We start from the raw sequence: 25,969 nt of genomic DNA on the forward strand, positions 1-25,969 counted from the left end.
GCCGCTGTCGGGCTCGGCCGCGGCCTCGCCCACGACGCGGCTACCGATGCTCGACAGCGATGTCGAGCGCCCGAACGGCACGAAGATCGGCCGCATCGTCGACGTGCTGATCGATCGAGGCGCCCAACCGCAGGCCGTCGTGCTCGACCTCGGCGGGCTCGTCAATACCGACCGCCGCTCGATCGCCGCGAGCTGGGGCGCACTGCGCTTCGTCACGCGCGACAAGGCGCTGCATCCGCAGCTCGACCTGAACGACGCGCAGATCAAGGCGTCGCCGCCGTACGCGGCAGACAAGCCGATCGTCGTGGTCTCGCCGCCTGTTGCCCCGGCGTCGGCTTCGTCTGCGAGTGTTGCCCGATGACGATCAAGCATTCCGTCAGCGTACGCAGTCTCCGGTCCCTCGACTGGCTCAACTTCTTCGTTGCAAACGTTCAAACAGGGTTCGGTCCGTTCATCGCGTCCTACCTCGCGTCGCACAAGTGGACGCAGGGCGAGATCGGCATGGTGCTGTCGATCGGCACGATCAGCGCGATGGTCAGCCAGGTGCCGGGCGGCGCGGCCGTCGATGCGCTGAAGAACAAGAAAGGCGCGGCCGCGTGGGCGATCGTGGCCATCATCCTGTCCGCGGTGCTGCTCGCGTCGAGTCCGACGATCGTGCCGGTGATCGCCGCCGAGGTGTTCCACGGTTTCGCGAGCTGCATGCTCGTGCCGGCGATGGCCGCGATCTCGTTCTCGCTCGTCGGCCGCGCCGACCTCGGCGACCGGCTCGGCCGCAACGCGCGCTGGGCGTCGATCGGCAGCGCGGTCGCGGCGGGCCTGATGGGGCTCACCGGCGAATATTTCTCCGCGCGCGCGGTGTTCTGGCTGACCGCCGTACTGGCGCTGCCCGCGCTGTTCGCACTCGCGATGATCCAGCCGACGCACGAGGTGATCCCGCAATCGTCGAAGCCCGACGACCACGGCGACCACGGCGACCACGGCGAAGCCGGCGAACGCGAAACGCTGCTCGAACTGCTGCGCGACCGCCGGATGCTGATCTTCGCGGCGTGCGTCGTGCTGTTCCACCTGTCGAACGCGGCGATGCTGAACCTCGCGGCCGGTGAAGTCACGGCCGGGATGGGTGAGAACGTGCAGCTCGTGATCGCCGCATGCATCATCGTGCCGCAGGCGATCGTCGCGATGCTGTCGCCGTGGGTCGGCCGCTCCGCGCAACGCTGGGGGCGCCGGCCGATCCTGCTGCTCGGTTTCTCCGCGCTGCCGGTGCGCGCGCTGCTGTTCGCCGGCGTGAGCAGCCCGTACCTGCTCGTGCCCGTGCAGATGCTCGACGGCATCAGCGCAGCCGTGTTCGGCGTGATGCTGCCGCTGATCGCGGCTGACGTCGCGGGCGGCAAGGGCCGCTACAACCTGTGCATCGGGCTGTTCGGGCTCGCGGCCGGGATCGGTGCAACGCTCAGCACGGCCGCGGCCGGCTACGTCGCCGATCACTTCGGCAACGCGGTCAGCTTCTTCGGGCTCGCGGGCGCCGGCGCGCTCGCGGTGCTGCTGGTCTGGCTCGTGATGCCCGAAACGCGCGTCGAGAACGGCGACGCGGCCGCCGACGAAGCGGCCGCCGCATCGCCCGAACAGGCGCACTGAAGGCGGCGCGCCGCCGTTATCCGCTTCTTGGCCGACTCACGATGAATACGATCAGGACACTCAACGAAGCCCGCCAGCAGATCCAGCAGTCGATCTTCGATCTGTTCAAGGGGCTGACCTTCGGCGAACGGCTCACGCAAGGCGTGCTGATGGCCATCCAGGCCGTCTGCGGCGCGTGCCTCGCCTTCGTGATCGGCCGTGCGCTGCACACCGAGCAGGCCGTCTGGGCGGCCGTCACCGCGATCGCCGTCACGCAGCACAACTACTCGGACACGATGTCGCTGTCGCGCGACCAGTTCATCGGCGCGATGATCGGCGGCGTGCTCGGTTTCGCGGGCGCCGCGCTCGGCGGCGATCGCCTCGTTGCCTATGCGCTCGCGGTGGCGCTCACGATCGTCTGCTGCTGGTGCCTGAACGTCGGCAGCGCGGCACGGCTCGGCGGCGTGACCGCCACGATCGTGCTGCTTTTTCCGGGCAACGGCCCGCTGTGGGACATTCCGCTGATGCGGCTGGGCGAGGTCGCGCTCGGCACCGTATGTGCGCTGGGCGTGTGCTGGGTGATGTCGAGAATCGAGCGGCGCTGGTTTCGCCGCGCGACGGCGGCAAAGTGACGCGGCTGCCGGGCACGCGCCCGGCAGCCGGATGAACGGCGGGAAACGTTACGGGTTGACCTGCAGCACGATGCCCGAGCCGATCTGCACGAGCAGGTGATCACCGCCGACGCCGACCCACTGATAGCCGCGCGGCGGCGGGTTCAGGTGGTAGCCGCGCCAGTCGTCGATCACGTACTGGCGGTCGCGGAATTCGTTGGGCAGCCGATCGCCCTTGTGCCAGTCGCGGCGCGGCTGGTCGGCCCAGCGCTGCGGCACGTCGTCCTCACGATGCATCGCCTGGCCGGGCGGCATGTGTTTCGGGCCGTGGCCGTGCTGCATGCCGTGATTGTCACGATTGTCATGGTTGTCGTGATCCTGCGCCATCGCGGCCGGCGCGGCAAAAACCGCCGCGATCAGCGCGGCCAGCATCATGCTGTGCATCTTCTTCATTGTGCCTTCCCTCCATGTTGTCAGGTCGGACGAAACGACTGGACCCGCCTCATCAAGACTAGCACACGGTGCATGACGCAAATGCGCACGGCGCGCGTCAGGCCGCCTGCTGCTGGTACTGGATCCGGTGCAGGTGCGCGTACAGGCCGCCGTGGCGCAGCAGTTCGTCGTGACTGCCCTCTTCGACGATCTTGCCGGCCTCGAGCACGAGGATGCGATCCGCGCGCTCGATCGTCGACAGCCGGTGCGCGATCACGAGCGTCGTGCGGCCTTCCATCAGCCGTTCGAGCGCGGCCTGCACGTGGCGTTCCGATTCCGAATCGAGCGCCGACGTCGCCTCGTCGAGGATCAGGATCGGCGCGTCCTTGTAGATCGCGCGGGCGATCGCGAGCCGCTGACGCTGGCCGCCGGACAGCCGCATCCCGTTGCCGCCGACGAGCGTGTCGAGCCCGTCGGGCATCGCGGCGACCGCATCGGCGAGGTTCGCGGCCTCGAGCGCGGCCTGCACGCGCGCGCGGTCGGGCGTCTGCCCGTACGCGACGTTCGCGGCGATCGTGTCGTTGAACAGTACGACGTCCTGGCTGACCATCGCCATCTGGCCGCGCAGCGCGTGGAGGTCGTAGTCGGCAACCGGCACGCCGTCGACCAGGATCGCACCACCGGTCGGGTCGAAGAAGCGCGGCAGCAGGTTCACGAGCGTCGTCTTGCCGCTGCCGGACGGGCCGGCCAGCGCGATCATTTCGCCCGGCGCGACCTTGAACGAGATGCGGTCGAGCGTCGGCCGCTCGGCCGCGCCGTAGTCGAACGTCACGCCGCGGAACTCGATCTCGCCGCGCGCCTGCGGCAGCGGCCGGCCGCCGCCCTGCGGCTCGGACGGCTCGTCGATCAGCCCGAAGATCAGCTCGGCGGCGGTCATCCCGCGCTGCAGCGGCTGGTTGACATCGATCAGGTGCTTGAGCGGCGAGATCACCAGCAGCATCGACGTGACGAACGCGACGAAGCCGCCGACCGTCGTCTGGTCGTTCGTCGACTGCACGACCGCGATCGTGATCACGACCGCGAGCGCGATCGACGCGAGGAACTGCGTGAGCGGCTGCGCGAGGCCGCCCGAGATCGTCATGCGCATCGCGTAGCCGCGCAGGCGCTTGCTCATCGCGGTGAAGCGGTCCATCTCGTACGTCTCGCCGTTATGCACCTTGACGACCTTGTAGCCGGCGACCGTCTCCTCGACGATGTACGACAGCTCGTTGGTCAGCGTCTGGTGCTCGCGGTTCAGGCGGCGCAGGCGGCGGTTGATCTTGCTGACGAGCCAGCCGATGCCGGGCAGGATCACCGCGACGATCAGCGTGAGCCGCCAGTTCAGGTAGAACAGGTAGCCGAGCAGGAAGATCACGGTCAGTGAATCGCGCACGAGCGTGACCATCACGCCGGTCAGCACCGACAGGATCTGGTTGACCTCGAACACGATCGCGTTGATCACCGTACTCGCGGTCTCGCGCTGGAAGAACGACGCGCTCGTGTGGAGCATCCGCTGGAACATCTCGAGCCGCAGTTGCAGCAGGATGCGGTTCGACACGTAGTTGAGCAGGTAATTCGATGCGTACTGCGATACGCCGCGCACGAGCGCGAGGCCGATCACCGCGATCGGCACGTACCATTTCGCGTTGTCGCTGCCGTGCACGCCGAAGCCGTGGTCGAGGAGCGGCTTGAGCAGGGCCGGAATGCCGGCCTCGGTGGCCGCGACGACGCCCATCGTCATCACGGCGAGCACCACGATGCCGATCAGCGGCCGGATGTACGGCCACAGGCGCTTGAGGACCGTGACCGGCGAGGTGCCGGTGCTGTCCATCGGTTTGCGAAGAGTGTTCTGGGTTTCCAAGGCAATCCTTCTTGAGCCGCGATGCGGCACCCGGCGCGTGACCGCCCGGGATTTCGCCCCTGTCGGGCGGGTGCCTCAAAGGGCCCAACATTATAGCCGCACCGCCCCCACCGGCACGGCCATGGCCGATGGGGCCCGCAGCCGGGCCGCGGGTATACTGCCGCTCACCGTTTTCTCCGCCTTTCCGACGATTTCATGGCTGAACCCTCCCTCGGCGTCGCTCTCATCGCCCTCAACGCGTCCGCGCGGCTCGCGCAGTGCCTCGACGCGCTGTCGTTCGCCGACGATGTCGTCGTCATCGACGGCGGCAGCACCGACGATACCGTCGCGATCGCGCAGGCGCACGGCGCGCGCGTGATCGTCGAGCGCGACTGGCCGGGCTTCGGCCCGCAGAAGAACCGCGCGCTCGACGCGCTCGGCACCGACTGGATCCTGTCGATCGATACCGACGAGGTCGTCAGCCCCGCGCTCGCGCAGTCGATCCGCGATGCGATCCGCGCACCGGCCGCGCAGGTCTATGCGCTCGACCGGCTGTCGAGCTTCTGCGGCCAGTGGATCCATCACAGCGGCTGGTATCCGGACTGGGTGCCGCGCCTGTTCCAGCGCGGCGCCGCGCGTTTCTCGGACGATCTCGTGCACGAGCGCCTCGTGTTCGATACCGCCGCGCAGCGCCTGTCCGGCAAGCTGATGCACTACTCGTACGAGGACTTCGAAACCGTCGTGCGCAAGCTCGACGCGTATTCGACGGCCGGCGCGCGCCAGCGCCGCGCGGCCGGCCAGCGCGGCGGCTTCGGCAAGGCGCTCGCGCGCGGCGCCTGGGCGTTCGTGCGCACCTACGTGCTGCGGCGCGGGTTCCTCGACGGACGCGCGGGCTTCATGATCGCCGTGTTCAACGCGGAAACCGTGTATTACCGCTTCCTGAAGCTCGGCCACGAACCGGCGCGCTGAACGCCCGCCCCGCGCGCCGCCGGCACGCGGCCGGCCCGGCGTTACAATGCCGGGCTGCCCGCGCCGCGCGTGCCCGCCCGAGAGGCCGCGCCGCGCGCCGCCCGCCACGACGACCACCGAATCCGACCGCCATGTTCTCCATCATCATTCCGACCTGGAACAACCTGCCGTACCTCAAGCTCGTCGTCGACAGCCTGCGGCGCCACTCCGCGTACGACCACCAGATCATCGTGCACGTGAACGACGGCTCGGACGGCACGCTCGACTGGGTGCGCAGCGAAGGCATCGAGCACACCGCGTCGCCGACCAACATCGGCATCTGCCATGCGGTGAACCTGGCCGCCGCGCGCGCGACGCGCGACTACGTCGTCTACATGAACGACGACATGGTCTGCTGCCCCGGCTGGGACGCGGCGCTCGTGCGCCGCATCGAACAGATGCCGACCGACCTCTTCATGCTGTCGGGCACGATGGTCGAGCCGGTCGACACGCGCAACCCGTGCGTCGTCGTCAGCAATTTCGGCCGCGACGCCGAGCAATTCGACGCAGCGGGCCTCGTCGACGCCACCCCGCGACTCGCGCGCGCCGACTGGCTCGGCTCGACCTGGCCGCCGACGCTCGTGCACCGCGACTGGTGGAACCGCATCGGCGGCTACAGCAGCGAGCTGTCGCCGGGCATGAGCAGCGATAACGACTTCTCGATGAAATTCTGGGACGCCGGCTGCCGGATCTTCATCGGCGTCGGCGACAGCCTCGTGTATCACTTCCAGCAGAAGAGCACGGGCAAGATCGTCAAGAACGACGGCCGCCGCCAGTTTCTCAACAAATGGGGCATGACCCAGGCGACGTTCGACCGTTACTACCTGCATCGCGGCGAGCCGGCCGGCTCGCGTGTTGCGCTCGATACGCCGGCTGTCGAAGGGCGCCTGAAACGCGCGCTGCTGCGCTCGCGGATCAAGCGCGCCTTCAGCTGATCGAGCCCCGAAAACTGCACGGAAACACCCCCTGCTTCGCGTATACTGCGCCGTTCGTCCCGGGTCTCCCGCCGGGACGCGCGGCGCGCAGCACGATGCCCGCAAGCCGCATTCGTTCATTCGACAGGTTCCGATGCTTTCGTTTTCCGCTCCCGCCTCGCGGCGCCTGACCGCCGCCCGCGCATTCGCCGTCGCCGCGCTCTGCATGGTGCCCGTCTCGACCGCGCTGACCAACGTCTTCTGCGGGCTGTTCGCCGCCGCGCTCGTGATCTCCCCCGAATTCTGGCGCGACCTGCGCTCGTTCGTCACCGACCCGGCTTCGCTCGCGGCGCTGCTGATCCTTGCCGCGCTGACCGTCAGCGTCACGTACACGGTCGCGCCGCACAACAAGGCGTGGAACTGGGTCGCCAAGTACGACAAGCTGCTGCTGCTGCCATTCGCCGTGCTCGCGTTCCGTCATTCGAACTGGGCGCCGATCGTGCGGCGCTGGTGGTTCGGCACGCTGTGCGTGATCCTGCTGTTGTCGACGACCAACTATCTCGGGCTGACCTCGATCGGGCCCGCGCACGCGACCGAACTGCCGCTGTCGCGCGCCTGGGTGTTCAAGAACCACATCGCCGCCGGCATGTTCGGCGCGCTGCTGTTCTACCAGGCGGCCGATCTCGCGCTGGCGGCCCGCACGACGCTGTCCCGCATTGCGTATGCGGGCGTCGCCGCGTGGTCGCTCGTCAACGTGTTCGTGATGCTGCAGGGGCGCACGGGCCAGGTCATCGCGCTGCTGCTGATCCTCGTCGTCGCCGTGCGTTTCGTGCTGCTGCTGCGCCGGCAATCGGCGCTGCGCGCGGGGCTCGCCGCCGGCGTGCTCGTCCTGTGCGGTGTCGCGCTCGTGGTCGCCGCGTGCACGATTCACAACGGTCGCCTCACGAAGGTCGTGACGGAAGTGCAGCAATACCGGCAGAGCGACGCGGCCACGTCGACCGGGCTGCGCCTCGAGTGGTACAAGAAGGGGCTCGAGCTGTATCGCCAGCGCCCCGTGATCGGCTACGGCGCGGGCGGCCTCGAATCCGAATTCGAGAAGCTCACGGCCGGCAAGACGGCGGCCGAAGGCCAGCTCACGTCGAACCCGCACAACGAATACCTGCTGATGGCCGTGCAGCTCGGCTCGCTCGGCGTGCTGCTGTTCATCAACCTGATCGTGCAGATTGCGCGCGGCAGCCGCACGCTCGATCCGCGCTCGCAGCATTTGCTGCTCGCCTGGCTCGCGATCTTCGCGATCGGCAGTCTCGCGAATTCGCTGCTGCTCGATTTCGCCGAAGGCCACCTGATCGTGCTGCTGGCCGGCATCCTGCTCGGTTGCGGCGCACGCAGCGAGGCGCTGCCGCGCGAGACGTCGGCGATCCGGCGCAGCGCGTAACGCGCAACGGCATACGCTCTGCTGCCGCTGATTTCGTGGCAGCAGAGCGCCTCCGCCACCGTCAAAGCGTGCGAGCCGCACGGCTCGTCGCTGAACCTGCCCCCTACGAACGAAGAGAAAACGCGCGTCTCCCGCGCGTCAGTGGTCAGTGATGTCGACCGTCAGTCGGATCCGGTGCGATGCAGTCGCGACGTGTCGACGACGGTTTCGGCCGGGCCCGGCGGAGTCAGCCCGAGCATCTCGGCCGCCGCGGCTTTCACGCGCTGCGCGCCGAGATGGTCGAGGCAGTCGCTGTGGCTGTCGACCTTGCGCTCGCAGCCCTCGTGCCGGCACGGCACGCAATCGCCCTCCCCCTGCAGCAGCCACACGTTCCCGTGCCGCCCCGAGCCGCGCAGCGGCCACGGATTCTCGGTCGCGGGCCAGTGCTGCGGCCACGGCCCCCAGCGCACGGGGTCGGACGGGCCGAACAGCGCGATCGTGTCGGTGCCGGTCGCGGCCGCGACGTGCGTCGCACCGGTGTCGGGCCCGATGAAGAGCCGCGCGCGCCGCACGAGCTCCGCGCTTTCGCCGAACGTGAGGCGGCCAACCAGGTTCAGCACGTCGCCGCCCGCTTCGGCCGCGACCTGCTCCGCATACGCGCGCTCGCCGTCGGCCGGGCCACCCGACAGCGCGACCGCGAAGCCGTGCTCGCGCAGCCAGCCGATCATCTCGACCCAGCCGTCGAGCCGCCATTGCTTGTAACGGAACATCGGGTACGGATGCAGGACGACCAGCGGCTTGCCGTCGCGGATCGCCGGCGACTCCGCGAGCCACGCGTCGAAGCGGGCGCGCCGCGCGGGATCGTCGCCGATGCCGGGCGCGACGACCTCGGACACCGGTTCGATGCCGATCACGGGCGCGAGTGCGAGCGTACTGACGACCGTATGCGCGGATTCGTGGTGATTGATCGCGATCCCGTTCAGCATCATCCGCGTCAGCCACGTGACGCGGTTGGGATCGACGAGGCCGACCCGCTTGCGGCCCGCGAACCAGCTATAGAAACGCGGCCGGTCGGAACTCAGTGCCGCGCATGCGAGATCGTAACGACGCCACATCGACAGCGCGTCGCGCAGCCGCTCGCGGATTCCCGCGCGCTGCGCGACGACGATCACGCGCCGCACGTCCGGATTGTGCTCGAGCACGCCCTCGGTGCCGCGAAATACCAGCATGTCGATCTGCGCATCCGGCCAGCGGGCCTTCAGCGAGCGCACGAGCGGCGTCGTCAGCAGCACGTCGCCGATACGGCGCGGCGCGGCAACGAGGATGGTTCTGGGCGGGCGGGCGGAGGAAAACAGGGCCACGGCGATCGGTTTGTCTGGCTGGCTGAACAAGGCTGGCAATGTACAGGATTTTGCCGCAGCCGGCGCGGCATGGCGAACCGGCCGTGCAGTTGCCCTGATAGGGCCCCGTCGGCGGGACGCCGTGCGGCACGTGCCCGCGCGCCGGCGCTGTGGCCGTGCGCGGGACTTCCGGCGCTACGAAGCGATCGTCATGATCGCGGGCGCCGCAGCCGCCGCGGAACGCGGGCGACCCGCGTCGGCCACCGGCTCGTCGCACTGGCCGGCCTGCGTCAGCAGATGACGCACCGCGCGCTCGACCGCGTCGACATCGATCGCGTCGACGGTCGTGCCGGCTCGCAGGATCACGTGCGGCACGCCAAGCGGATGCCAGCGCAGGTATTTCTCGGGACGGTCCTCGAACAGTGCCGCGACGGGCACGCCAAGTGCCGACGCGAGATGCACGGGTGCGCTGTCGGCCGACACGATCGTGTCGAGCAGGCTCGCCGCGGCCACCAGTTCGGCGACCGACGACGGCGCGATATGCCGCGCGCTTACTTCGCGCCACGCATCGTCCTCGGCGGCATCGCGAACGGCCGGGTCGCGGAACACGATCACGTCGGCGAACGGCGCAAGCCGCTCGCCGAGGTCGCGCCAGCGGTCCGCAGGCCAGCGGCGCTCGACCGCCTTGTTCGACACGAACAGCCCGACGCGCGGCTTCGTACGCTCGCCGAGCAGGCGATACCACGCATCCTGCAGCGTGCGATCGGGATGAACCGACAGTTCGAGGCGGTCGAGATCGGCGCGGCCGAGTTCGGGCACGAGCCGGAAACCCGACAGCGCCTCATGGCACATCGGCCGCTGTGCGACGTGCTCGGGCTTGCGATCGTCGAATTCGGTCTCGGCATCGTGCCAGCGGCAATCCTTCGCGCCGAGCTGGCGCGCGAACTGCATGCTGCTGCGATGCATGCCGCCGTTCGGCACGACCACGAGGTCGAACCGCAGGCGACGCAGGCGGCGGACGAGCCGCAGCCGGTCGACGAGCGCGCGCATCCGCCCGGGACGGTCGTTGCGTTCGCACTGGCGGCTGTACACGTAGGTGTGGATCTTGTGCACGTCCGGGTTCCCGGCCAGCGCGGCCGCGTTGTAGCGGTTCGCGACCACATGCAATTCCGCGCCGGGCCAACGCTCCTTCAGCGCGCCGAGGAACGCCGTCGTGCACAGCATGTCGCCCAGAAAATCAATCCGGATCACGAGGATCCGCTGCGTCGGGTTCCCATTGGCCATGGTCATGTGGTGACTGTCAGTCTTTTATCGTCGCGACGGGCCGTTCCACGGCATCCGGTTCCGGGACGGCCTGGTGCAGGCTGCCGCGCGCTGCACCGATCCGCCCCCGTTTATGCGCGCAATATCGGCGCCGCCCGCCGGATGAACCGCGGCCGGCGCCGCGTCCGTGCGGCTAGCGCCGGATTGTATAGCGTCCGGACGGCAGCCCCAAGACCCGATTACCCGCAGACGTGAAAGCGGCCCGCCGCACCGCACGATGGCGATGCGACGGGCCGCGTATCGCGACAGCCGCTCGGTGAGGACGGGGTCAGTACGTGATTTCGACGATGCTGCCGCCGAACGCCGCGCGCAGTTCCGCGAGCAGCACGTCGCTCGGCTTCACGCGCCACGCGTCGCCGAGACGCATTTCGCCCTGTGCCCGCGCGTTGCTGTAGTGGATCTGGACCGCGAGCCCGTTCGGCAGCGGCGCCTGCGGGCGCCGGCCGCCATCGCGCCCGCCGCCGCGCGGCGCGGGCGCTTCGACCGCGTTCGCGGCCGCCGGATCGTCCTTCGACACGTGCGGCTCGAGCACGCGGCGCAGCTCGGCCGCGTCGGCGTTGCCGTTCATCGTCAGCCGCACGGCCTGCGCATAACGGCTGCGCGCGCGTTCGAGATCCATCACCGTGTCGGTCGTGAAACGGATGCCGCCCGTGAAGGCGTCGTTGCGCGCCTGCCCCTGCACGATCAGCAGTTCGTCTTCCTTGAACAGCGCCTTGTTCGCCTCGAACTGCTCGTTGAAGATCGTGATCTCGCACTGGCCCGAGCCGTCGTCGAGCAGCGCGATCAGCATCTTGCCGCGCTGGGTCATCTGCGTGCGCAGCGACGCGATGATGCCCGCGACCAGCTTGTCGCGCCCTTCCTTCAGGTCGCCGACCTTTTGCCGCACGAAGCGGCGCACCTCGTCGCGATACGCGTCGAACAGGTGGCCGGACAGGTAGAAGCCGAGCGCGCCCTTTTCTTCCTGCAGGCGGCGCTTGTCGTCCCACGCGGGCTCGTCGACGAGCGCATGCGCGTGCGGCGATTCGGCGCCCATGTCGAACAGGCCGGCCTGCATCGCGTTCGCCTCGGCCTGGTCGGCCGCTTCCATCGCGAGCGGCACCGACGCGAGCAACTGCGCGCGGTTCGGGTTCAGCGAATCGAACGCGCCGGCGCGGATCAGCGCCTCGACCGTGCGGCGGTTGACGACGCGCCGGTCGATCCGCTCGCAGAAATCGAACAGGTCGGTGAACGCCTTTTCCTCGCGGGCGCGCAGGATTTCCTCGATCGCGTTCTGGCCGCTGCCCTTCACGGCGCCGAGGCCGTAGCGGATCGTGCGCGAGCGCTTGCCGTCGGCTTCGGCGACGGGCTCGAACCGGTAATGCGACTGGTTGATGTCCGGCGGCAGCACGGCGAGGTTGTTCACGGCGCAGTCGTCGAACAGGATCTTCACCTTGTCGGTGTCGTCCATCGCGAGCGTCATGTTGGCCGCCATGAATTCGGCCGGATGGTGCGCCTTCAGCCACGCGGTGTGATACGCGAGCAGTGCGTACGCGGCCGCGTGCGACTTGTTGAAGCCGTAGCCCGCGAACTTCTCCATCAAGTCGAAGATCTCGTCGGACTTCTCGCGCGTGAGGCCGTTCGTGGCCGCACCCTCGGCGAAGATCTCGCGGTGCTTGGCCATCTCCTCGGGCTTCTTCTTGCCCATCGCGCGACGCAGCAAGTCCGCGCCGCCGAGCGAGTAGCCGCCGATGATCTGCGCCATCTGCATCACCTGCTCCTGATAGACCATGATGCCGTAGGTCTCTTTCAGGACGGGTTCGACGCGTGGATCCGGATAGTCGACCTTCTCGCGGCCGTGCTTCCGTGCGCAGAAGCTCGGAATCAGGTCCATCGGGCCCGGACGGTACAACGACACGAGCGCGATGATGTCCTCGAAGCGGTCGGGCTGCGCGTCCTTCAGCATGCCCTGCATGCCGCGGCTTTCCAGCTGGAACACCGCGACCGTGTTGGCCTTCTTCAGGATCTGGAACGACGCGGCGTCGTCGAGCGGCACCTGCGCGAGCGACCAGTCGGCCTTCGACGGATCGAGGCGGCGAATGTAGCGCTCGGCCCAGTCGAGGATCGTCAGCGTCGTGAGACCCAGAAAGTCGAACTTCACGAGGCCGACGGCTTCGACGTCGTCCTTGTCGTACTGGCTGACGACGCCGCCGTCGTCGCCCTGCGTGTACAGCGGACAGAAATCGGTCAGCTTGCCGGGCGCGATCAGCACGCCGCCCGCGTGCATCCCGACGTTACGCGTGAGCCCTTCGACGCGCTGCGCGAGATCGAGCAGCTGGTGGACTTCGTCCTCGTGGTCGTAGCGCTCCTGCAGCTGCGGCTCTTCCTTCATCGCGTCGGCGATCGTCACGTGCTTGCCCGGCTTGAACGGGATCAGCTTCGCGATGCCATCGGTGAACATGTAGCCGAGGTCGAGCACGCGGCCGATGTCGCGCACGGCCGCCTTCGCGGCCATCGTGCCGAAGGTGGCGATCTGCGACACGGCGTCCGCGCCGTATTTCTCCTTCACGTACTGGATCACGCGATCGCGGCCGTGCTGGCAGAAGTCGATGTCGAAGTCGGGCATCGACACGCGTTCCGGGTTCAGGAAACGCTCGAACAGCAGGTTGTAGCGCAGCGGGTCGAGGTCGGTAATGCCGAGCGCGTACGCGACCAGCGAACCGGCACCCGAGCCGCGGCCCGGGCCGACCGGCACGCCGTTGTTCTTCGCCCAGTTGATGAAGTCCGCAACGATCAGGAAGTAGCCGGGAAAGCCCATCTTCGTGATGGTCCCGCACTCGAATTCGAGGCGCTTGTAGTACGTCTCGCGCTGCGCGTCGCGTTCGGCTTCGGCCGGATACAGCTGCGCGAGCCGCGTCTCGAGCCCTTCCTTCGACAGCTGGACCAGGTAGTCGTCGAGCGACATGCCGTCCGGCGTCGGGAACAGCGGCAGTTTCGGCTTGCCGAGTTCGAGCTTCAGGTTGCAGCGCTTCGCGATCTCGACCGTGTTCGCGATCGCGGACGGCAGGTCGGCGAACAGCGCGGCCATGTCGTCCTGCGTGCGGAAATACTGGTCGGTCGTGAAACGCTTCTGGCGCCGCGGGTTCGCGAGGATGTCGCCTTCCGAGATGCACACGCGCGCCTCGTGCGCGGTGAAATCGTCGTCGGTCATGAACTGCGTCGGGTGCGTCGCGACGACCGGCAGCTGCAGCGACACGGCGAGCGTCGCGGCCTGCTGGATATACGCCTCGGCGCCCGGCTGGCCGTAACGCTGCAGCTCGATGTAGAAGCCGCCCGGAAACACCTTCGCCCAGCGCTCGGCGTGACGGCGCGCGGCTTCGTCGTTGCCTGCCGCGAGCGCGAGCCCGATATCGCCCTGCTGCGCGCCCGACAGCGCGAGCAGCCCCTGCGCGAGCTCGCCGTCGAGCCAGCTCGCGTCGAGTTCCGCGCGGCCGCGATACTGGTTCGTGAGCCATGCCTTCGACAGCAGTTCGCAGAGATTCAGGTAGCCGACCTTGTCCTTCACGAGCAGCAGCAGCCGCGACGGCTTGTCGCGATCGTCCGGATTGGCGATCCAGACGTCGCAGCCGGCGATCGGCTTGATGCCCTTGCCGCGGGCTTCCTGGTAGAAACGGACGAGACCGAATGCGTTGCCGAGATCGGTGAGCGCGAGCGCGCCCTGGCCGTCGGCGGCCGCCGCCTTGACGATGTCGTCGAGACGCACGATGCCGTCGGCAATCGAGAATTCGGAGTGAACGCGGAGATGGACGAAGCGAGGATCTGACATGGGCGTTATTGTAGCCGCCCCGCCGCACAGGCTGCCCAAAAAATCCCCGCGCCGGCCGTTCGGCCGATGCGCGCGACGACGCGTCGCGCCGCTGGCAAAACGGCTGGATGCCGATGCGCGTGCGGTTTGCGGGATAATACGGTTTTTCGAATCTCCGCCCCGGCTTCGCACCCTTTTTTGCGGGCCGCCGTGCGCCCGCCGCACGGCCGCGGCCGTTTTCCCGTCGGACCATCATGACCATCGTCAACCTCGCCGCCTACCACTTCGTGTCGCTCGACGCGACCGAACAATGGCGCCCGCTCGTCACCGCCCGCTGCAACGAACTCGGCCTGCGCGGCACGATCCTGCTCGCGCCGGAAGGCATCAACCTGTTCATCGCCGGCACGCGCGAAGCCGCCGACGCGTTCATCGCATACATCCGCCACGATCCGCTGTTCGAAGGCAAGTTCGCGACGCTGCAGTTCAAGGAAAGCCTGTCCGACTCGCAGCCGTTCCGCCGCATGCTCGTGCGCCTGAAGCGCGAGATCATCACGATGAAGAAGCCGGCGATCAAGCCGGAACTCGGCCGCGCGCCGTTCGTCGACGCGCGCACGCTGAAGGCATGGCTCGACCGCGGCCACGACGACGCGGGCCGCCCGGTCGTGATGCTCGACACGCGCAACGCGTTCGAGGTCGACGTCGGCACGTTCGACGACGCGCTCGACTACCGGATCGACAAGTTCAGCGAATTCCCGGAAGTGATCGACGCGAACCGCGCCGATCTCGAAGGCAAGACGGTCGTCTCGTTCTGCACGGGCGGCATCCGCTGCGAGAAGGCCGCGATCCACATGAAGGAAATCGGCATCGACAATGTGTACCAGCTCGAAGGCGGGATCCTGAAGTACTTCGAGGAAGTCGGCGGCGCGCACTATCACGGCGACTGCTTCGTGTTCGACTACCGCACCGCGCTGAACCCGCAACTCCAGCCCACCGAGAACGTCACGTGCTTCGCGTGCCGCGCGGTCGTCACGCCGGACGCGCAACAGTCGCCGAGCTACGTGCCCGGCAAGTCGTGCCCGGCCTGCGCGCAGGCAGCCAGCGCCGCGTAACCGCGCGTCGCGCCGAGTTCCGATGAACGGCTATCGCGGCCGCTTCGCGCCGTCGCCCACCGGTCCGCTGCACTTCGGCTCGCTGGTCGGCGCACTCGCGAGCTGGCTCGATGCACGCGCGCACGGCGGCGCATGGCTCGTGCGCATCGAGGACCTCGACGGCCCTCGCACGGTGCCGGGAGCTGCCGACGACATCCTCGCGACGCTCGCGCATTTCGGCATGACACCCGACGAACCGCCCGTCTGGCAAAGCACACGCGATGCCGCGTACACGGCCGCGCTCGAGCGGCTGGTCGCGGCGGGGTTCGTCTATCCGTGCGGCTGCACGCGCAAGGAAATCGCCGATTCACTGCGCGCCGCGCACGAGCGCCACACGACACTCGCGTATCCGGGCACCTGCCGCACCGGCCTGCACGGCAAGCCCGCGCGCGCGTGGCGGCTGCGCGTGCCGGACGGCGACGATGCGATCGTCATGTTCGACGACCGCTGGCAGCACACGCAATCGCAGAACCTCGCGACCGACGTCGGCGATTTCGTGCTGAAGCGCGCGGACGGGCAATGGGCCTATCAGCTCGCGGTCGTCGTCGACGATGCCGACGCTCGCATCACGCACATCGTGCGCGGCGCCGACCTGCTCGATTCGACCGCGCGCCAGATCCATCTGCAACACAGCCTCGGCGTACCGACGCCACGGTATCTGCACGTGCCTGTCGTCGTCGATGCAAACGGCGAGAAGCTCAGCAAGCAGACGGGCGCCACCGCGCTCGAACGCGACGATCCGCTGCCGGCACTGCAGGCCGCGGCCGCGCATCTGGGCCTCGCGCCCGATGGCGCGCTGGCGGGCACGACGCTGGATGCGTTCTACGCGGCCGCGACGGCTGCGTGGGCGCGGCGCTTCGGGCCGTTGGCCGGCTAACGCTCGCTCCGAGCCGATTTCGCGGCGATCGATGGCCGCTCGCGTACCGGTTGCATCGCTCGCCGGCACCCCGCGCCCTTTCCCGATCCCTCACAAAACCACGGCCCCAATGAAAAACGGGCACATGCTCATCGCATGCACCCGCTTCTCCGGCAGCGCTCGCGCGCTGCCTCGCCAGGCTCGCCGAACTTACGCCGACGGCTTGCGCGGCATCCCGAACCCGCCGAGCAGCGCGGCAACCTGGCGCTTCGGCCCCTTCTTCTCGGGCTGGTGCGCGTGTTGCACTTCGTCCGCCTGCTTCGCCTGCGCCGACGGTTCATACGGCTTCAGGAAGAAATCGTCGACCGGCGCTTCGTGACGACGGGGACGGCCGCCGCGCTCGGCACCGGCGGACCGGTGCCCCGACGCACCGCGATGCTCGTCGCGCTCGCGCCGACCACCGCGTTCGCCACCGCGCTCGCTGCTGCGATCGCCGCTACGGTCGCCGCCGCGCTCACCACCGCGCTCGCTGCCACGGTCGTCGTGACGCTGGCGCGCCGGCTTGTCGAGCGCGAGCGTCTGCACTTCGAGCGGACGCTTGATCAGCTTCTCGATATCGGCGAGCTGCTTGCGCTCGTTCGGGCTGCACAGCGACAGCGCGTCGCCGGTCGCACCCGCGCGGCCCGTACGGCCGATCCGGTGCACGTAGTCTTCGGCGCTGAACGGCAGGTCGAAGTTGATCACGGCCGGCAGCTCGACGATGTCGAGGCCGCGCGCGGCCACGTCGGTCGCGACGAGCGCCTCGATTTCGCCGCGCTTGAATGCGTCGAGCGCCTGCATCCGTTCGATCTGCGTCTTGTCGCCGTGGATCGCCGATGCGACCACGCCGTCGCGTTCCAGATTGCGCGCGAGCCGGCTCGCGCCGATCTTGCTGTTGCAGAACACGATCACCTGCTTGAGCCCGCGATCGCGCAGCAACTGCACGACGGCCGCCTGCTTGTCGCCTTCCGCGACGTCATAGACGATCTGCGTGACGTTCGCGTTCGTCGAGTTGCTGCGTGCGACCTCGATCGTCTGCGGGTTGCGCAGGTAGGTCGACGCGAGCTTCTTGATTTCCGGCGAGAAGGTGGCCGAGAACAGCAGCGTCTGGCGCTCCTTCGGCAGCAGGTTCAGGATGCGCTGCAGATCGGGCAGGAAGCCCATGTCGAGCATCCGGTCGGCTTCGTCGAGCACGAGGATCTGCACCTGGCCGAGGTTCGCCGTCTTCTGCTGCACGTGGTCGAGCAATCGGCCCGGCGTCGCGATCAGGACCTCGACGCCGCGGCGCAGTTCGGCCATCTGCGGGTTCATGTCGACGCCGCCGAACACGACCGCGCTGCGCAGCGGCGTGTGCTTCGCATAGGCGTGCACGTTCGCGGCGACCTGGTCGGCAAGTTCGCGGGTCGGTGTGAGGATCAGCGCGCGCACCGGGTGGCGCGCGGGTGACGCGCTCGTGCTGGCCTGCGGCAGCAGGCGCTGAATGATCGGCAGCGAGAAACTCGCGGTCTTGCCGGTACCCGTTTGCGCGGCGCCCATGACGTCGCGGCCGGCGAGCACGACCGGAATGGCCTGGGCCTGGATCGGCGTCGGCGTCGTATAACCCTGCTCCGCAATGGCTTTCAGGATATCGGCGGCAAGGCCGAATTGATCGAAGTTTGCGTCGACGGGCTTGGCGACAGAATCGGACATGGTGGCGTTTCGCTCAAAAGGCGCGGCGGGGACATCGTGCGTCAGGCCAGCCGGGCCTGCGCTCATCACAATTCGGAAGTAGACGGAGCCGCGGCGCGCCGCGCGGCGCCGCTCTGGCGCTTGGGACCGGTTCAATTCGAACACCGGGCATCAGGCCGTGCGGACTCCGTTCGGCGCGAATGCCGGCGGAAAGGGGCGTATTGTAGCATTGCGCGGCCATCTGTCCGTGACAACGCCGCGAACGGCCGCAACGGTGGTTCGCGCGGCGGCCGGCAAGGCCCCGCGCGGTCGACGGCCGGCCCGGTCAGGCTATCCCGCTCGGCCAGCCAGTGATATCAGGGGTCCGATCGCCAATTTATCTTGCCCGGACGCCCGCTGCCGGCCCGCCTGTCGGGCCTTCAGATCCGGCAGCCGGCCACCGGCAAGCACCGTCGGGCAAGATCCGCGATCGGGCCGGGCGTTCAGCCCTTCTTCTTTTTCTTCTCGACCTGTACGCAGTCGCCGAGCAGCGGCGGCGCTTTCTGGTCGGCGATCTCGTCGCGCAACGTCGCTTCCTTGCCCTTCGTCCACCACGTATAACGGCCGGCCTGGTAGCGCGCGCCCGACGCCGACACGGTATCGACGAACAGCATCTGCCGCCCGTTGACCGGCACGAGCGCGAAGCTCTGGCCGTTGCCGGCAAGCCAGTACGACACGCGCACGGGTTGCTTCTGGTTCGCGCACTGGTAGACGGTCATCTGGCGCGAATCGGCGTCGATTTCCTCGACGGTCAGTTGCGCGGCATGCGCGACCGAAACGGCGGTGCCGGCAAGCGCGAGCGCGGCGAGGGTTTGACGAATCATGCAGGTCCTCTCACGAGACGGGTGGAAACGCGCCCTCGCGGGGCGCGCGGTTATTGTCGGTGTCGCGTCGGGTCGCGCTGTCAGGGATCGATGACGTCAGCACACGCGTCGGTCGGCGCGGCCGCGAGATGGCCGACGAGCGGCACGATCTTGAGCCCGGCCGAAGCAACCCGGCACGGCGCGGCCGCGACACCGCAACCCGCGAGGCTCGCGGCCAGCGCCAGTACGACACCCAGTTTTCCGATACGCAGCCACATCGGCGCCATCGTCCTCTCCTTGTTCCGTCAACGGGCCGACACGGGCCGGACGGCCGCGGCGGCGCGCTTCGCGCGTTCGCGGGCTTCGTCGACGGTCGCGCCGGTGGCCAGCGCGACGCCCATGCGCCGCTTCGCAAAACTTTCCGGTTTGCCGAACAGGCGCAGGTCCGCGCCCGGCACCGCGAGCGCGTCACGCACGCCTTCGAACGCGATCCCGCGCTCGTCGAGCCCGCCGTAGATCACGGCCGACGCGGCCGGCGTACCGAGCGCCGGATCGACCGGCAGCCCGAGAATCGCGCGCGCGTGCAGCTCGAATTCCGACTGGCGCTGCGATGCCAGCGTGACGAGGCCCGTATCGTGCGGCCGCGGGCTCACCTCGGAGAACCACACGTCGTCGCCGCGCACGAACAGCTCGACGCCGAACAATCCGCGCCCGCCGAGCGCCTCGGTGACCTTGTGTGCGATCTCGCGCGACTTCTCGAGCGCCACCGCGCTCATCGGCTGCGGCTGCCACGACTCGACATAGTCGCCCGCGACCTGCACGTGGCCGACCGGCTCGCAGAAGTAGGTGCGCGTGTCGAGCGTCGCCGGGTCGATCGCGCGCACGGTCAGTTGCGTGATCTCGTATTCGAAATCGATGAAGCCCTCGACGATCACGCGGCCGTGGTTCACGCGCCCGCCCGCCATCGCGTAGTCCCATGCAGACTTCACGTCGGCTTCGCTCTTCACGACCGACTGCCCCTTGCCCGACGACGACATCACGGGTTTCACGACGCACGGCATGCCGATCTTCGCGACGGCCGCGCTGAACGCTTCGAACGAATCCGCGAACGCATACGGCGACGTCTGCAAGCCGAGCTCCTCGGCCGCGAGCCGGCGGATCCCTTCGCGATTCATCGTGAGCTGCGTCGCGCGCGCGGTCGGGATCACTTCAGCGAGGCCGGCCGCCTCGATCGCCGCGAGCGCGTCGGTCGCGATCGCCTCGATCTCGGGCACGATCAGGTGCGGGCGCTCGGTCTCGACGATCGCCCGCAATGCGGCGGCGTCCGTCATGTCGATCACGTGCGCGCGATGCGCGACCTGGTGGCCCGGCGCGTCCGGATAGCGGTCGACTGCAACGACTTCGACGCCGAGCCGCTGCAACGCGATGATGACTTCCTTGCCGAGTTCGCCGGCGCCGAGCAGCATGACGCGCGTGGCCGAGGGTGAAAGCGGCGTACCGAGCCGCTGACCGATCTGCATGTGATTTCCCGCTTCTGGTGGAGGACGAAAACGGCATCGATGTTAACACGCGCCACGGCGCCGGTTTGGCGCGTTTGGCCGCGCCGATGGCCGGCCTCGAACGGCGCGCGGGCGGGCTGCGAACGTTTTCACGTGTGAAGTGTCGGCTCGCCTGCCGTGGCGCGGGTGCGTTACTCTTACGCCTTGATCAGAATCCGATGAGGAACGAGGCTCATGTCCCACCTGTCCGCAGCCGCACGCGCACGCACCGGCCTGCTTCGCCCGTTGCGCGCGCCGCTGTGCGCGTTGACGCTTGCCACGCTTCTCGCCGCCTGCGCGATGCCGACCCATCCCGATTCCGCCGCCCCCGCGCCCGACCCGTACAACCCGGCCGCCGTCCAGCTGCTCGACGATACGAGCTGGGAACTCACCAGCTGGGTGAACGCCGACGGCACGCAACGCACGATCCCGCACGGCGACAACGGCGAACCGATCAAGCTCGCGCTGTCGACCGAATCGGGCATCCGGAACGCCAGCGGGTTCTCGGGCTGCAACCGCTACATGGGCACCTACGCGATCAAGAACGGCCTGCTGAGCTTCGGGCCGCTCGCCGGCACGCGGATGGCCTGCCCGAATACGCTCGGCGGCCAGCTCGAACACGCGTACCTCGACGCGCTCGCCCACGTCGCGAAGACCGGCGTGCAGATGCGCGAGCCGCAGCAGTTGCAGATCGTGACCGATGCCGGCGCCACGCTGACCTTCACGCACCGGAGCCCCTGATGCACGGCGCGCGCGAAGGCCGACCGACCGCCTTCGCGTTGCGCGCCACGCGCGTGTGCCGCGCACACGCGTCGCGCGGCGTGAATCGAATTCATGCCGCGTTAGAGTCTTGTTCGCCGGCCGGTTAAACTCGGCGGGTCGCGCCCCGCGCGCCCCTCCCCACTCCTGTTTCAAAGCATGCACACGGTTGTCTTCGGCTGGTTCGGCATCTCCGCCGTCTGGTTCCTCCTTCTCTTCTGGCGTCTCGTGCAGGCGATGCTGCCCGGCGGCGGCGGGCTCGCCGGCCGCGGTTCGATCCGCCTTTGGATCGGCTTCGCGGCGGTGTTCGTTGCAAGCTGCACGCTGACGAGTCCGCTGTCGGGCCCCGACACGAACGCGCTCGGCCATGCATTCTCGGCCGGCCTCGCACACGTGCTCGGCCCGATCGGCACGCCGGTTACGATGGTCGTGCTGTTCTTCGCCGGGCTGCCCTGGCTGACCGGCATCGGCTGGCGGCAGTTCTCCGCGTGGGTCGACACGTCGTTCGGCGTCAAGCTGTCGCGCGACGGCGGCGACGACGACGCGCGCGGCATCGCCGACCTGCCGCGCAGCGCGCTGCATCGCGACGACGACATCGTGCAGCCGACCACCGCGCATACCATCAACTCGATGGCGCCGCGCCAGAACGGCCGGTATTCGCGCCCGACGCTGTGGAAACCCGACCCGCAGGCGCGGCCGAAGCCGCGCAGCAAGACGCCCGCGCGTCCGCTCGCGGAACCCGTTGCGCCGTCGGGCTGGCTGAAGCCGACCGCGACCCAGCGCGTGCCGGCACCGCCCGCTCCGATCCCGGCCAGCGCGATGCCGCCCCCCACGACCGGCAGCACCGCCAGCCTCGCGCGCGCGGCGGCAAACACGCACGTGCCGCGCCCCGATCCGGCCCCGCTTCCTGTCGGATTCGAACCCGTCCGGCCTCGGCCGACCGCCGCGCGACCGACCACCGCTGCGTTGAAGCAGGCTGCGCCGCGCGCCACGGTCGCACCGCGGCCGGCCAGCGCGCCGCCGCCCCGCCCGCCCGTGCGCCCGGTCGCTGGAACGGCTACGGCCGGCTTGCCGCCGGACACGGCGCGCCGCCGCCCGTCGCCGCAAACACCGGCGCGCGCGCCGCTCTATGCATGGACGGAAAAGCCCGCGGCGCCAATCACGCCGGCGCCGAGCGTTCATGACACGTTGCGTTCGATCGAGGCCAGCACCGCGCAATGGGCCACGCTGGGCGGTGCGCAGGCGGCCGATGCGGCTGCCGCAGCCGCGACCGCGGCCGGTGTGGCGGCGGCTGCGGGCAGCGTTGCCGCGCCGGCATCGGCAGCCGTGTCGAACGGGTTTGCCGCGGCAACGCACGGCATCGCGGCCCATGACGCCGGTACGCCGGTCGAACACGATGCCGCACCGGCGTATGACGACAGCGCGCCGATCGTGCTGGACGCGTTCATGCCGGCAGAACCCGCTATCCACGTGTCGATTGCCGACTGGGGCGCCACGGCGCTCGACGACGCCGCACCGCGCACGCTGTCGAGCCCCGGCATCGACGAGGCCGCGTCGGCACATCACGCCGACCACCCGATCCCGCACGTCGACGAGGCACCCGCCACGCCGGCATTCGGAATCACGCCCGCACCGTCGCTGGACACGCCCATCGACCTCGCTCCGTGGGAAGACCTCGACGGCACGCCGGTTTCCGCATTCGACGTATCGACCGGGAACGAACTCGCCGCGTCGACGACGCGCGCAACCGAATCGGAGCCTGCCCATGCCGCCTCCGCGCAACCGGACGGTGAAGCGGTTCACGACATCGCCGCAAGCGACCCGGCTGCGTCGGTCGATTCCGACGACGAGTACGACGCGCAACCGGCTCCTGCCGTCGATCGCCCCGCATCGGCCCGCGTGCAGCAAGGCGTCGCCGATGCGCACGCCGACGTAAAACCGGCCGGGGGCATCGCGCCGTTCGCAGCCCTCCCCTCTTCGTCGACCGCCGCAACGTCGGCGCACGCATTTTCCGAGGCCATGCCGTTTGCGGCAGTGTCGGCACTGGCTGCATCGAGTGCAGCAGCGCCAGCGGCCAAACCGGTCGCGACGGAACCGGCGGCACCGCTGTCCGCGATCGCACCAGGCGCCACGCCCGCGACGGATTGGGCGCGGACGCCGTCGACTCCGCCGACGGTGCAACCTGCGGCGACCAATACGACCGTCTCCGCGGAATTGCCGAAATCGTCGGCAGTTCAACCGTTTGCCGCAGCACCGATGACTTCGGCCGCAGCTGCGTCGCCGCTCGTCGGCACCGCCCGTGGTTCGACTGCGCAGGTACCCGCGTCCGCATCGAGCATTGCACCTGTCACCGCTGCGGGTTCATCGGTCGGCGTGACCGGCACGGCATCCGCTTCGCTTTCGCAGCCAGCCGCATCGGCATCGACCGTTGCATCCGTCGCGTCGGCGGCGCCGGCCGGTGTCACGGGATTGACTTACGGTTCGTTCGCCCGCGCATCGACGCCTGCCTCAACCGTTGCACCCGCCGTCGCACCGTCGATGACCGGCGCTTCGGCTTCGGCAGTCGGTTCGACCGCTAACGAGCCCGCACCGGCTGCAACACAGGCAACCGCTACCGCGACGCCCGTGAATTTCACGTCCGGCTCGATCGCGGCACAACCTTCCGCGCCGGTGTCGACACTTCCGATCAACACGGCAACCTCGTCGACCGGCACGGCATTCAACGCAGCCGGCACATCCAGCGCATTCGCACCGCAGCCGGCAACCAGCCTGCCCGTGCCGCCTGCCGTTTCCGTCGTGACGGCAACGCCAACCGGCGCAGTTGCCCCAACGAGCACGGCCCCGGCGACTTCCGCTCCCTCGGTCACCAGCTCGCCTGTCCCCGCAGTCGGATCGCCGACGCCCATCGGCGCAACAACCTCGACGCAAGCTTCGTCGATCGCTTCCGCGCCTGCGGCAATCGCAACCCCGACGTTCGTAACGCCGCCCGCCCCCGCCGCATCGCCGGCGAGCTGGTCCGTGTCGAATGTCTCCGCAACACCGGCTGCCGCACCGATCACAGCCTCGCAGCCGCCGGTAACCATCCCCGGAGCGGGCCTGCCCACGCCGGCGATTCCCGTTGCCCCGCCAGCCTACGCAACCGCCACCGACGCAACCGAACCGGCCGAGCCAGCCGCAGCCGCCCCCGACACCCCGGTGCGCCAGCCGCGCCCGAACGCGTTCGAATTCCACGCGCCGGTGGCATTCAACGTCGAACTGCCGACGCTCGACCTGCTCGAGCCCGCGTCCGACGACGTCGAAATGATCACCGAGGAGCACCTCGCCCAGACGGCGCAGGTGATCGAACAGCGGCTGCAGGAATTCAAGGTGCCGGTGACGGTCGTCGGCGCGTCGGCCGGCCCCGTGATCACGCGCTTCGAGATCGAACCCGCGCTCGGCGTGCGCGGCAGCCAGATCGTCGGCCTGATGAAGGATCTGTCGCGCGGCCTCGGCCTCACGTCGGTCCGCGTCGTCGAGACGATTCCCGGCAAGACCTGCATGGGCCTCGAATTGCCCAACGCGAAGCGCCAGATGATCCGCCTGTCGGAAATTCTTGCCTCGCGCGAGTATCAGCATTCACCGTCGCAACTGACGATCGCGATGGGCAAGGACATCACGGGCCGCCCGGTCGTCACCGATCTCGCGAAGGCGCCGCACATGCTCGTCGCGGGCACGACGGGCTCGGGCAAGTCGGTCGCGATCAACGCGATGATCCTGTCGCTGCTGTACAAGGCGACGCCCGAGGACGTGCGGCTGATCATGATCGACCCGAAGATGCTGGAACTGTCGGTCTACGAAGGCATCCCGCACCTGCTCGCGCCGGTCGTCACCGACATGAAGCTCGCGGCAAACGCGCTGAACTGGTGCGTCGGCGAAATGGAAAAGCGCTACCGGCTGATGTCGGCCGTCGGCGTGCGCAACCTTGCGGGCTTCAACCAGAAGATCCGGGACGCGGAAGCGAAGGAAAAGAAGATCGGCAACCCGTTCTCGCTGACGCCCGACGATCCGGAGCCGCTGTCGACGCTGCCGCTGATCGTGGTCGTGATCGACGAGCTGGCCGACCTGATGATGGTCGCCGGCAAGAAGATCGAGGAGCTGATCGCGCGCCTCGCGCAGAAGGCGCGCGCGGCCGGCATCCACCTGATCCTCGCGACGCAGCGTCCGTCCGTCGACGTGATCACGGGCCTCATCAAGGCGAACATCCCGACGCGCGTCGCATTCCAGGTGTCGTCGAAGATCGACTCGCGCACGATTCTCGACCAGATGGGTGCCGAATCGCTGCTCGGGATGGGCGACATGCTGTTTCTGCCGCCGGGCACGGGTTATCCGCAGCGCGTGCACGGCGCGTTCGTCGCCGACGAGGAAGTGCACCGGATCGTCGAGTACCTGAAGCAGTTCGGCGAGCCGCAGTACGAGGAAGGGATCCTCGAGGGCCCGGCCGCCGACGGCGCGACGCAGGACCTGTTCGGCGAAGCCCCGGACGCGGAAGCCGATCCGCTGTATGACGAAGCCGTCGCGTTCGTCGTCCGCACGCGGCGCGCGTCGATTTCGTCGGTGCAGCGGCAGTTGCGCATCGGCTACAACCGCGCCGCGCGTCTCGTCGAGCAGATGGAAGCGGCCGGGCTCGTATCGGCGATGGGCATCAACGGCAGCCGCGAGGTGCTCGTCCCGGCCGCGGCCGACTGAGCACGGCGGCCGGCGCGGACACCCCGCACAACCGGCTGCCCCGGAACACGAAGGGCGCTGCATCGGCAGCGCCCTTTT

At 68.9% G+C, this 25,969-nt stretch carries 19 protein-coding genes; 10 read left to right on the forward strand and 9 right to left on the reverse strand.

Annotated features, from left to right (window positions below):
* The 3 genes from ACTRWB_RS34100 to ACTRWB_RS34110 all read left to right on the forward strand — a co-directional run.
* On the forward strand, window positions 1-361 hold a 361-nt coding region (locus tag ACTRWB_RS34100), incomplete at its 5' end, for a PRC-barrel domain-containing protein (RefSeq protein ID WP_446904466.1).
* Complete coding sequence (locus ACTRWB_RS34105; RefSeq protein WP_446904467.1) at window positions 358-1,635, forward strand: MFS transporter; 1,278 nt, start codon at window positions 358-360, stop codon at window positions 1,633-1,635. The genes ACTRWB_RS34100 and ACTRWB_RS34105, both read left to right, overlap by 4 nt.
* Before the next feature lie 41 nt (window positions 1,636-1,676).
* A complete protein-coding gene (locus ACTRWB_RS34110) occupies window positions 1,677-2,246 on the forward strand; it encodes an FUSC family protein (protein WP_193098783.1) in 570 nt (189 codons plus the stop codon).
* 48 nt (window positions 2,247-2,294) lie between these two features.
* On the opposite strand, the gene ACTRWB_RS34115 is transcribed toward ACTRWB_RS34110, so the two are convergent.
* Both ACTRWB_RS34115 and msbA read right to left on the reverse strand, forming a co-directional pair.
* Window positions 2,295-2,678, reverse strand: coding sequence for an RcnB family protein (locus tag ACTRWB_RS34115; protein WP_446904468.1), 384 nt, complete (start codon window positions 2,676-2,678; stop codon window positions 2,295-2,297).
* A gap of 97 nt (window positions 2,679-2,775) precedes the next feature.
* Window positions 2,776-4,527 (reverse strand): lipid A export permease/ATP-binding protein MsbA, encoded by a 1,752-nt coding sequence (gene msbA, locus ACTRWB_RS34120; RefSeq protein WP_446904469.1) that lies wholly within the window; start codon window positions 4,525-4,527, stop codon window positions 2,776-2,778.
* Between the two features lie 225 nt (window positions 4,528-4,752).
* Between msbA and ACTRWB_RS34125 the strand changes: the two genes are divergently transcribed.
* The 3 genes from ACTRWB_RS34125 to ACTRWB_RS34135 all read left to right on the forward strand — a co-directional run bounded on the left by ACTRWB_RS34125 (window position 4,753) and on the right by ACTRWB_RS34135 (window position 7,893).
* Window positions 4,753-5,505, forward strand: a complete 753-nt coding sequence (locus ACTRWB_RS34125) for a glycosyltransferase family 2 protein (protein WP_446904470.1) — start codon at window positions 4,753-4,755, stop codon at window positions 5,503-5,505.
* A gap of 131 nt (window positions 5,506-5,636) precedes the next feature.
* Window positions 5,637-6,479: a glycosyltransferase family 2 protein gene (locus ACTRWB_RS34130; protein ID WP_343493686.1), complete on the forward strand. Its 843-nt coding sequence runs from the start codon at window positions 5,637-5,639 to the stop codon at window positions 6,477-6,479.
* Between the two features lie 133 nt (window positions 6,480-6,612).
* Entirely contained in the window at window positions 6,613-7,893 is a 1,281-nt protein-coding gene (locus tag ACTRWB_RS34135; protein ID WP_446904471.1) for an O-antigen ligase family protein, read from the forward strand.
* A 161-nt stretch (window positions 7,894-8,054) separates the two neighbouring features.
* Here the strand turns inward: ACTRWB_RS34135 and ACTRWB_RS34140 are convergent, their stop codons facing one another.
* The 3 genes from ACTRWB_RS34140 to dnaE all read right to left on the reverse strand — a co-directional run bounded on the left by ACTRWB_RS34140 (window position 8,055) and on the right by dnaE (window position 14,337).
* Window positions 8,055-9,233: a glycosyltransferase family 9 protein gene (locus ACTRWB_RS34140; protein ID WP_446904472.1), complete on the reverse strand. Its 1,179-nt coding sequence runs from the start codon at window positions 9,231-9,233 to the stop codon at window positions 8,055-8,057.
* Window positions 9,234-9,407: 174 nt separating this feature from the next.
* On the reverse strand, window positions 9,408-10,496 hold the full coding sequence (locus ACTRWB_RS34145) for a glycosyltransferase family 9 protein (RefSeq protein ID WP_446904518.1): 1,089 nt from the start codon (window positions 10,494-10,496) through the stop codon (window positions 9,408-9,410).
* A gap of 307 nt (window positions 10,497-10,803) precedes the next feature.
* Window positions 10,804-14,337, reverse strand: coding sequence for a DNA polymerase III subunit alpha (gene dnaE / locus ACTRWB_RS34150; protein WP_446904473.1), 3,534 nt, complete (start codon window positions 14,335-14,337; stop codon window positions 10,804-10,806).
* 233 nt (window positions 14,338-14,570) lie between these two features.
* On the opposite strand from dnaE, the gene ACTRWB_RS34155 reads away from it, so the two are divergent.
* Together ACTRWB_RS34155 and gluQRS are read left to right on the forward strand one after the other, a co-directional pair.
* A complete protein-coding gene (locus tag ACTRWB_RS34155) occupies window positions 14,571-15,425 on the forward strand; it encodes a sulfurtransferase (protein WP_193098791.1) in 855 nt (284 codons plus the stop codon).
* A 22-nt stretch (window positions 15,426-15,447) separates the two neighbouring features.
* On the forward strand, window positions 15,448-16,341 hold the full coding sequence (gluQRS, locus tag ACTRWB_RS34160) for a tRNA glutamyl-Q(34) synthetase GluQRS (RefSeq protein WP_446904474.1): 894 nt from the start codon (window positions 15,448-15,450) through the stop codon (window positions 16,339-16,341).
* Window positions 16,342-16,530: 189 nt separating this feature from the next.
* Here gluQRS and ACTRWB_RS34165 read toward each other — a convergent pair whose 3' ends face one another.
* From ACTRWB_RS34165 to purT, 4 genes are all read right to left on the reverse strand, one after another.
* Window positions 16,531-18,114, reverse strand: a complete 1,584-nt coding sequence (locus ACTRWB_RS34165) for a DEAD/DEAH box helicase (protein WP_446904475.1) — start codon at window positions 18,112-18,114, stop codon at window positions 16,531-16,533.
* A gap of 395 nt (window positions 18,115-18,509) precedes the next feature.
* Window positions 18,510-18,890, reverse strand: a complete 381-nt coding sequence (locus tag ACTRWB_RS34170; protein ID WP_446904476.1) for an MliC family protein — start codon at window positions 18,888-18,890, stop codon at window positions 18,510-18,512.
* A gap of 80 nt (window positions 18,891-18,970) precedes the next feature.
* The gene (locus tag ACTRWB_RS34175; protein WP_412023313.1) at window positions 18,971-19,156 is read right to left on the reverse strand and encodes a DUF6726 family protein; all 186 of its coding nucleotides are present in this window, start codon (window positions 19,154-19,156) and stop codon (window positions 18,971-18,973) included.
* Between the two features lie 18 nt (window positions 19,157-19,174).
* A complete protein-coding gene (gene purT / locus ACTRWB_RS34180) occupies window positions 19,175-20,389 on the reverse strand; it encodes a formate-dependent phosphoribosylglycinamide formyltransferase (protein WP_446904477.1) in 1,215 nt (404 codons plus the stop codon).
* A gap of 213 nt (window positions 20,390-20,602) precedes the next feature.
* Here purT and ACTRWB_RS34185 point away from each other — a divergent pair, with 213 nt between their 5' ends.
* Both ACTRWB_RS34185 and ACTRWB_RS34190 read left to right on the forward strand, forming a co-directional pair.
* Complete coding sequence (locus ACTRWB_RS34185) at window positions 20,603-21,148, forward strand: META domain-containing protein (protein WP_129512655.1); 546 nt, start codon at window positions 20,603-20,605, stop codon at window positions 21,146-21,148.
* 177 nt (window positions 21,149-21,325) lie between these two features.
* Complete coding sequence (locus ACTRWB_RS34190; RefSeq protein WP_446904478.1) at window positions 21,326-25,891, forward strand: DNA translocase FtsK; 4,566 nt, start codon at window positions 21,326-21,328, stop codon at window positions 25,889-25,891.
* Window positions 25,892-25,969: the final 78 nt, after the last annotated feature.

The sequence above is a fragment of the Burkholderia sp. YIM B11467 genome, assembly GCF_052952715.1.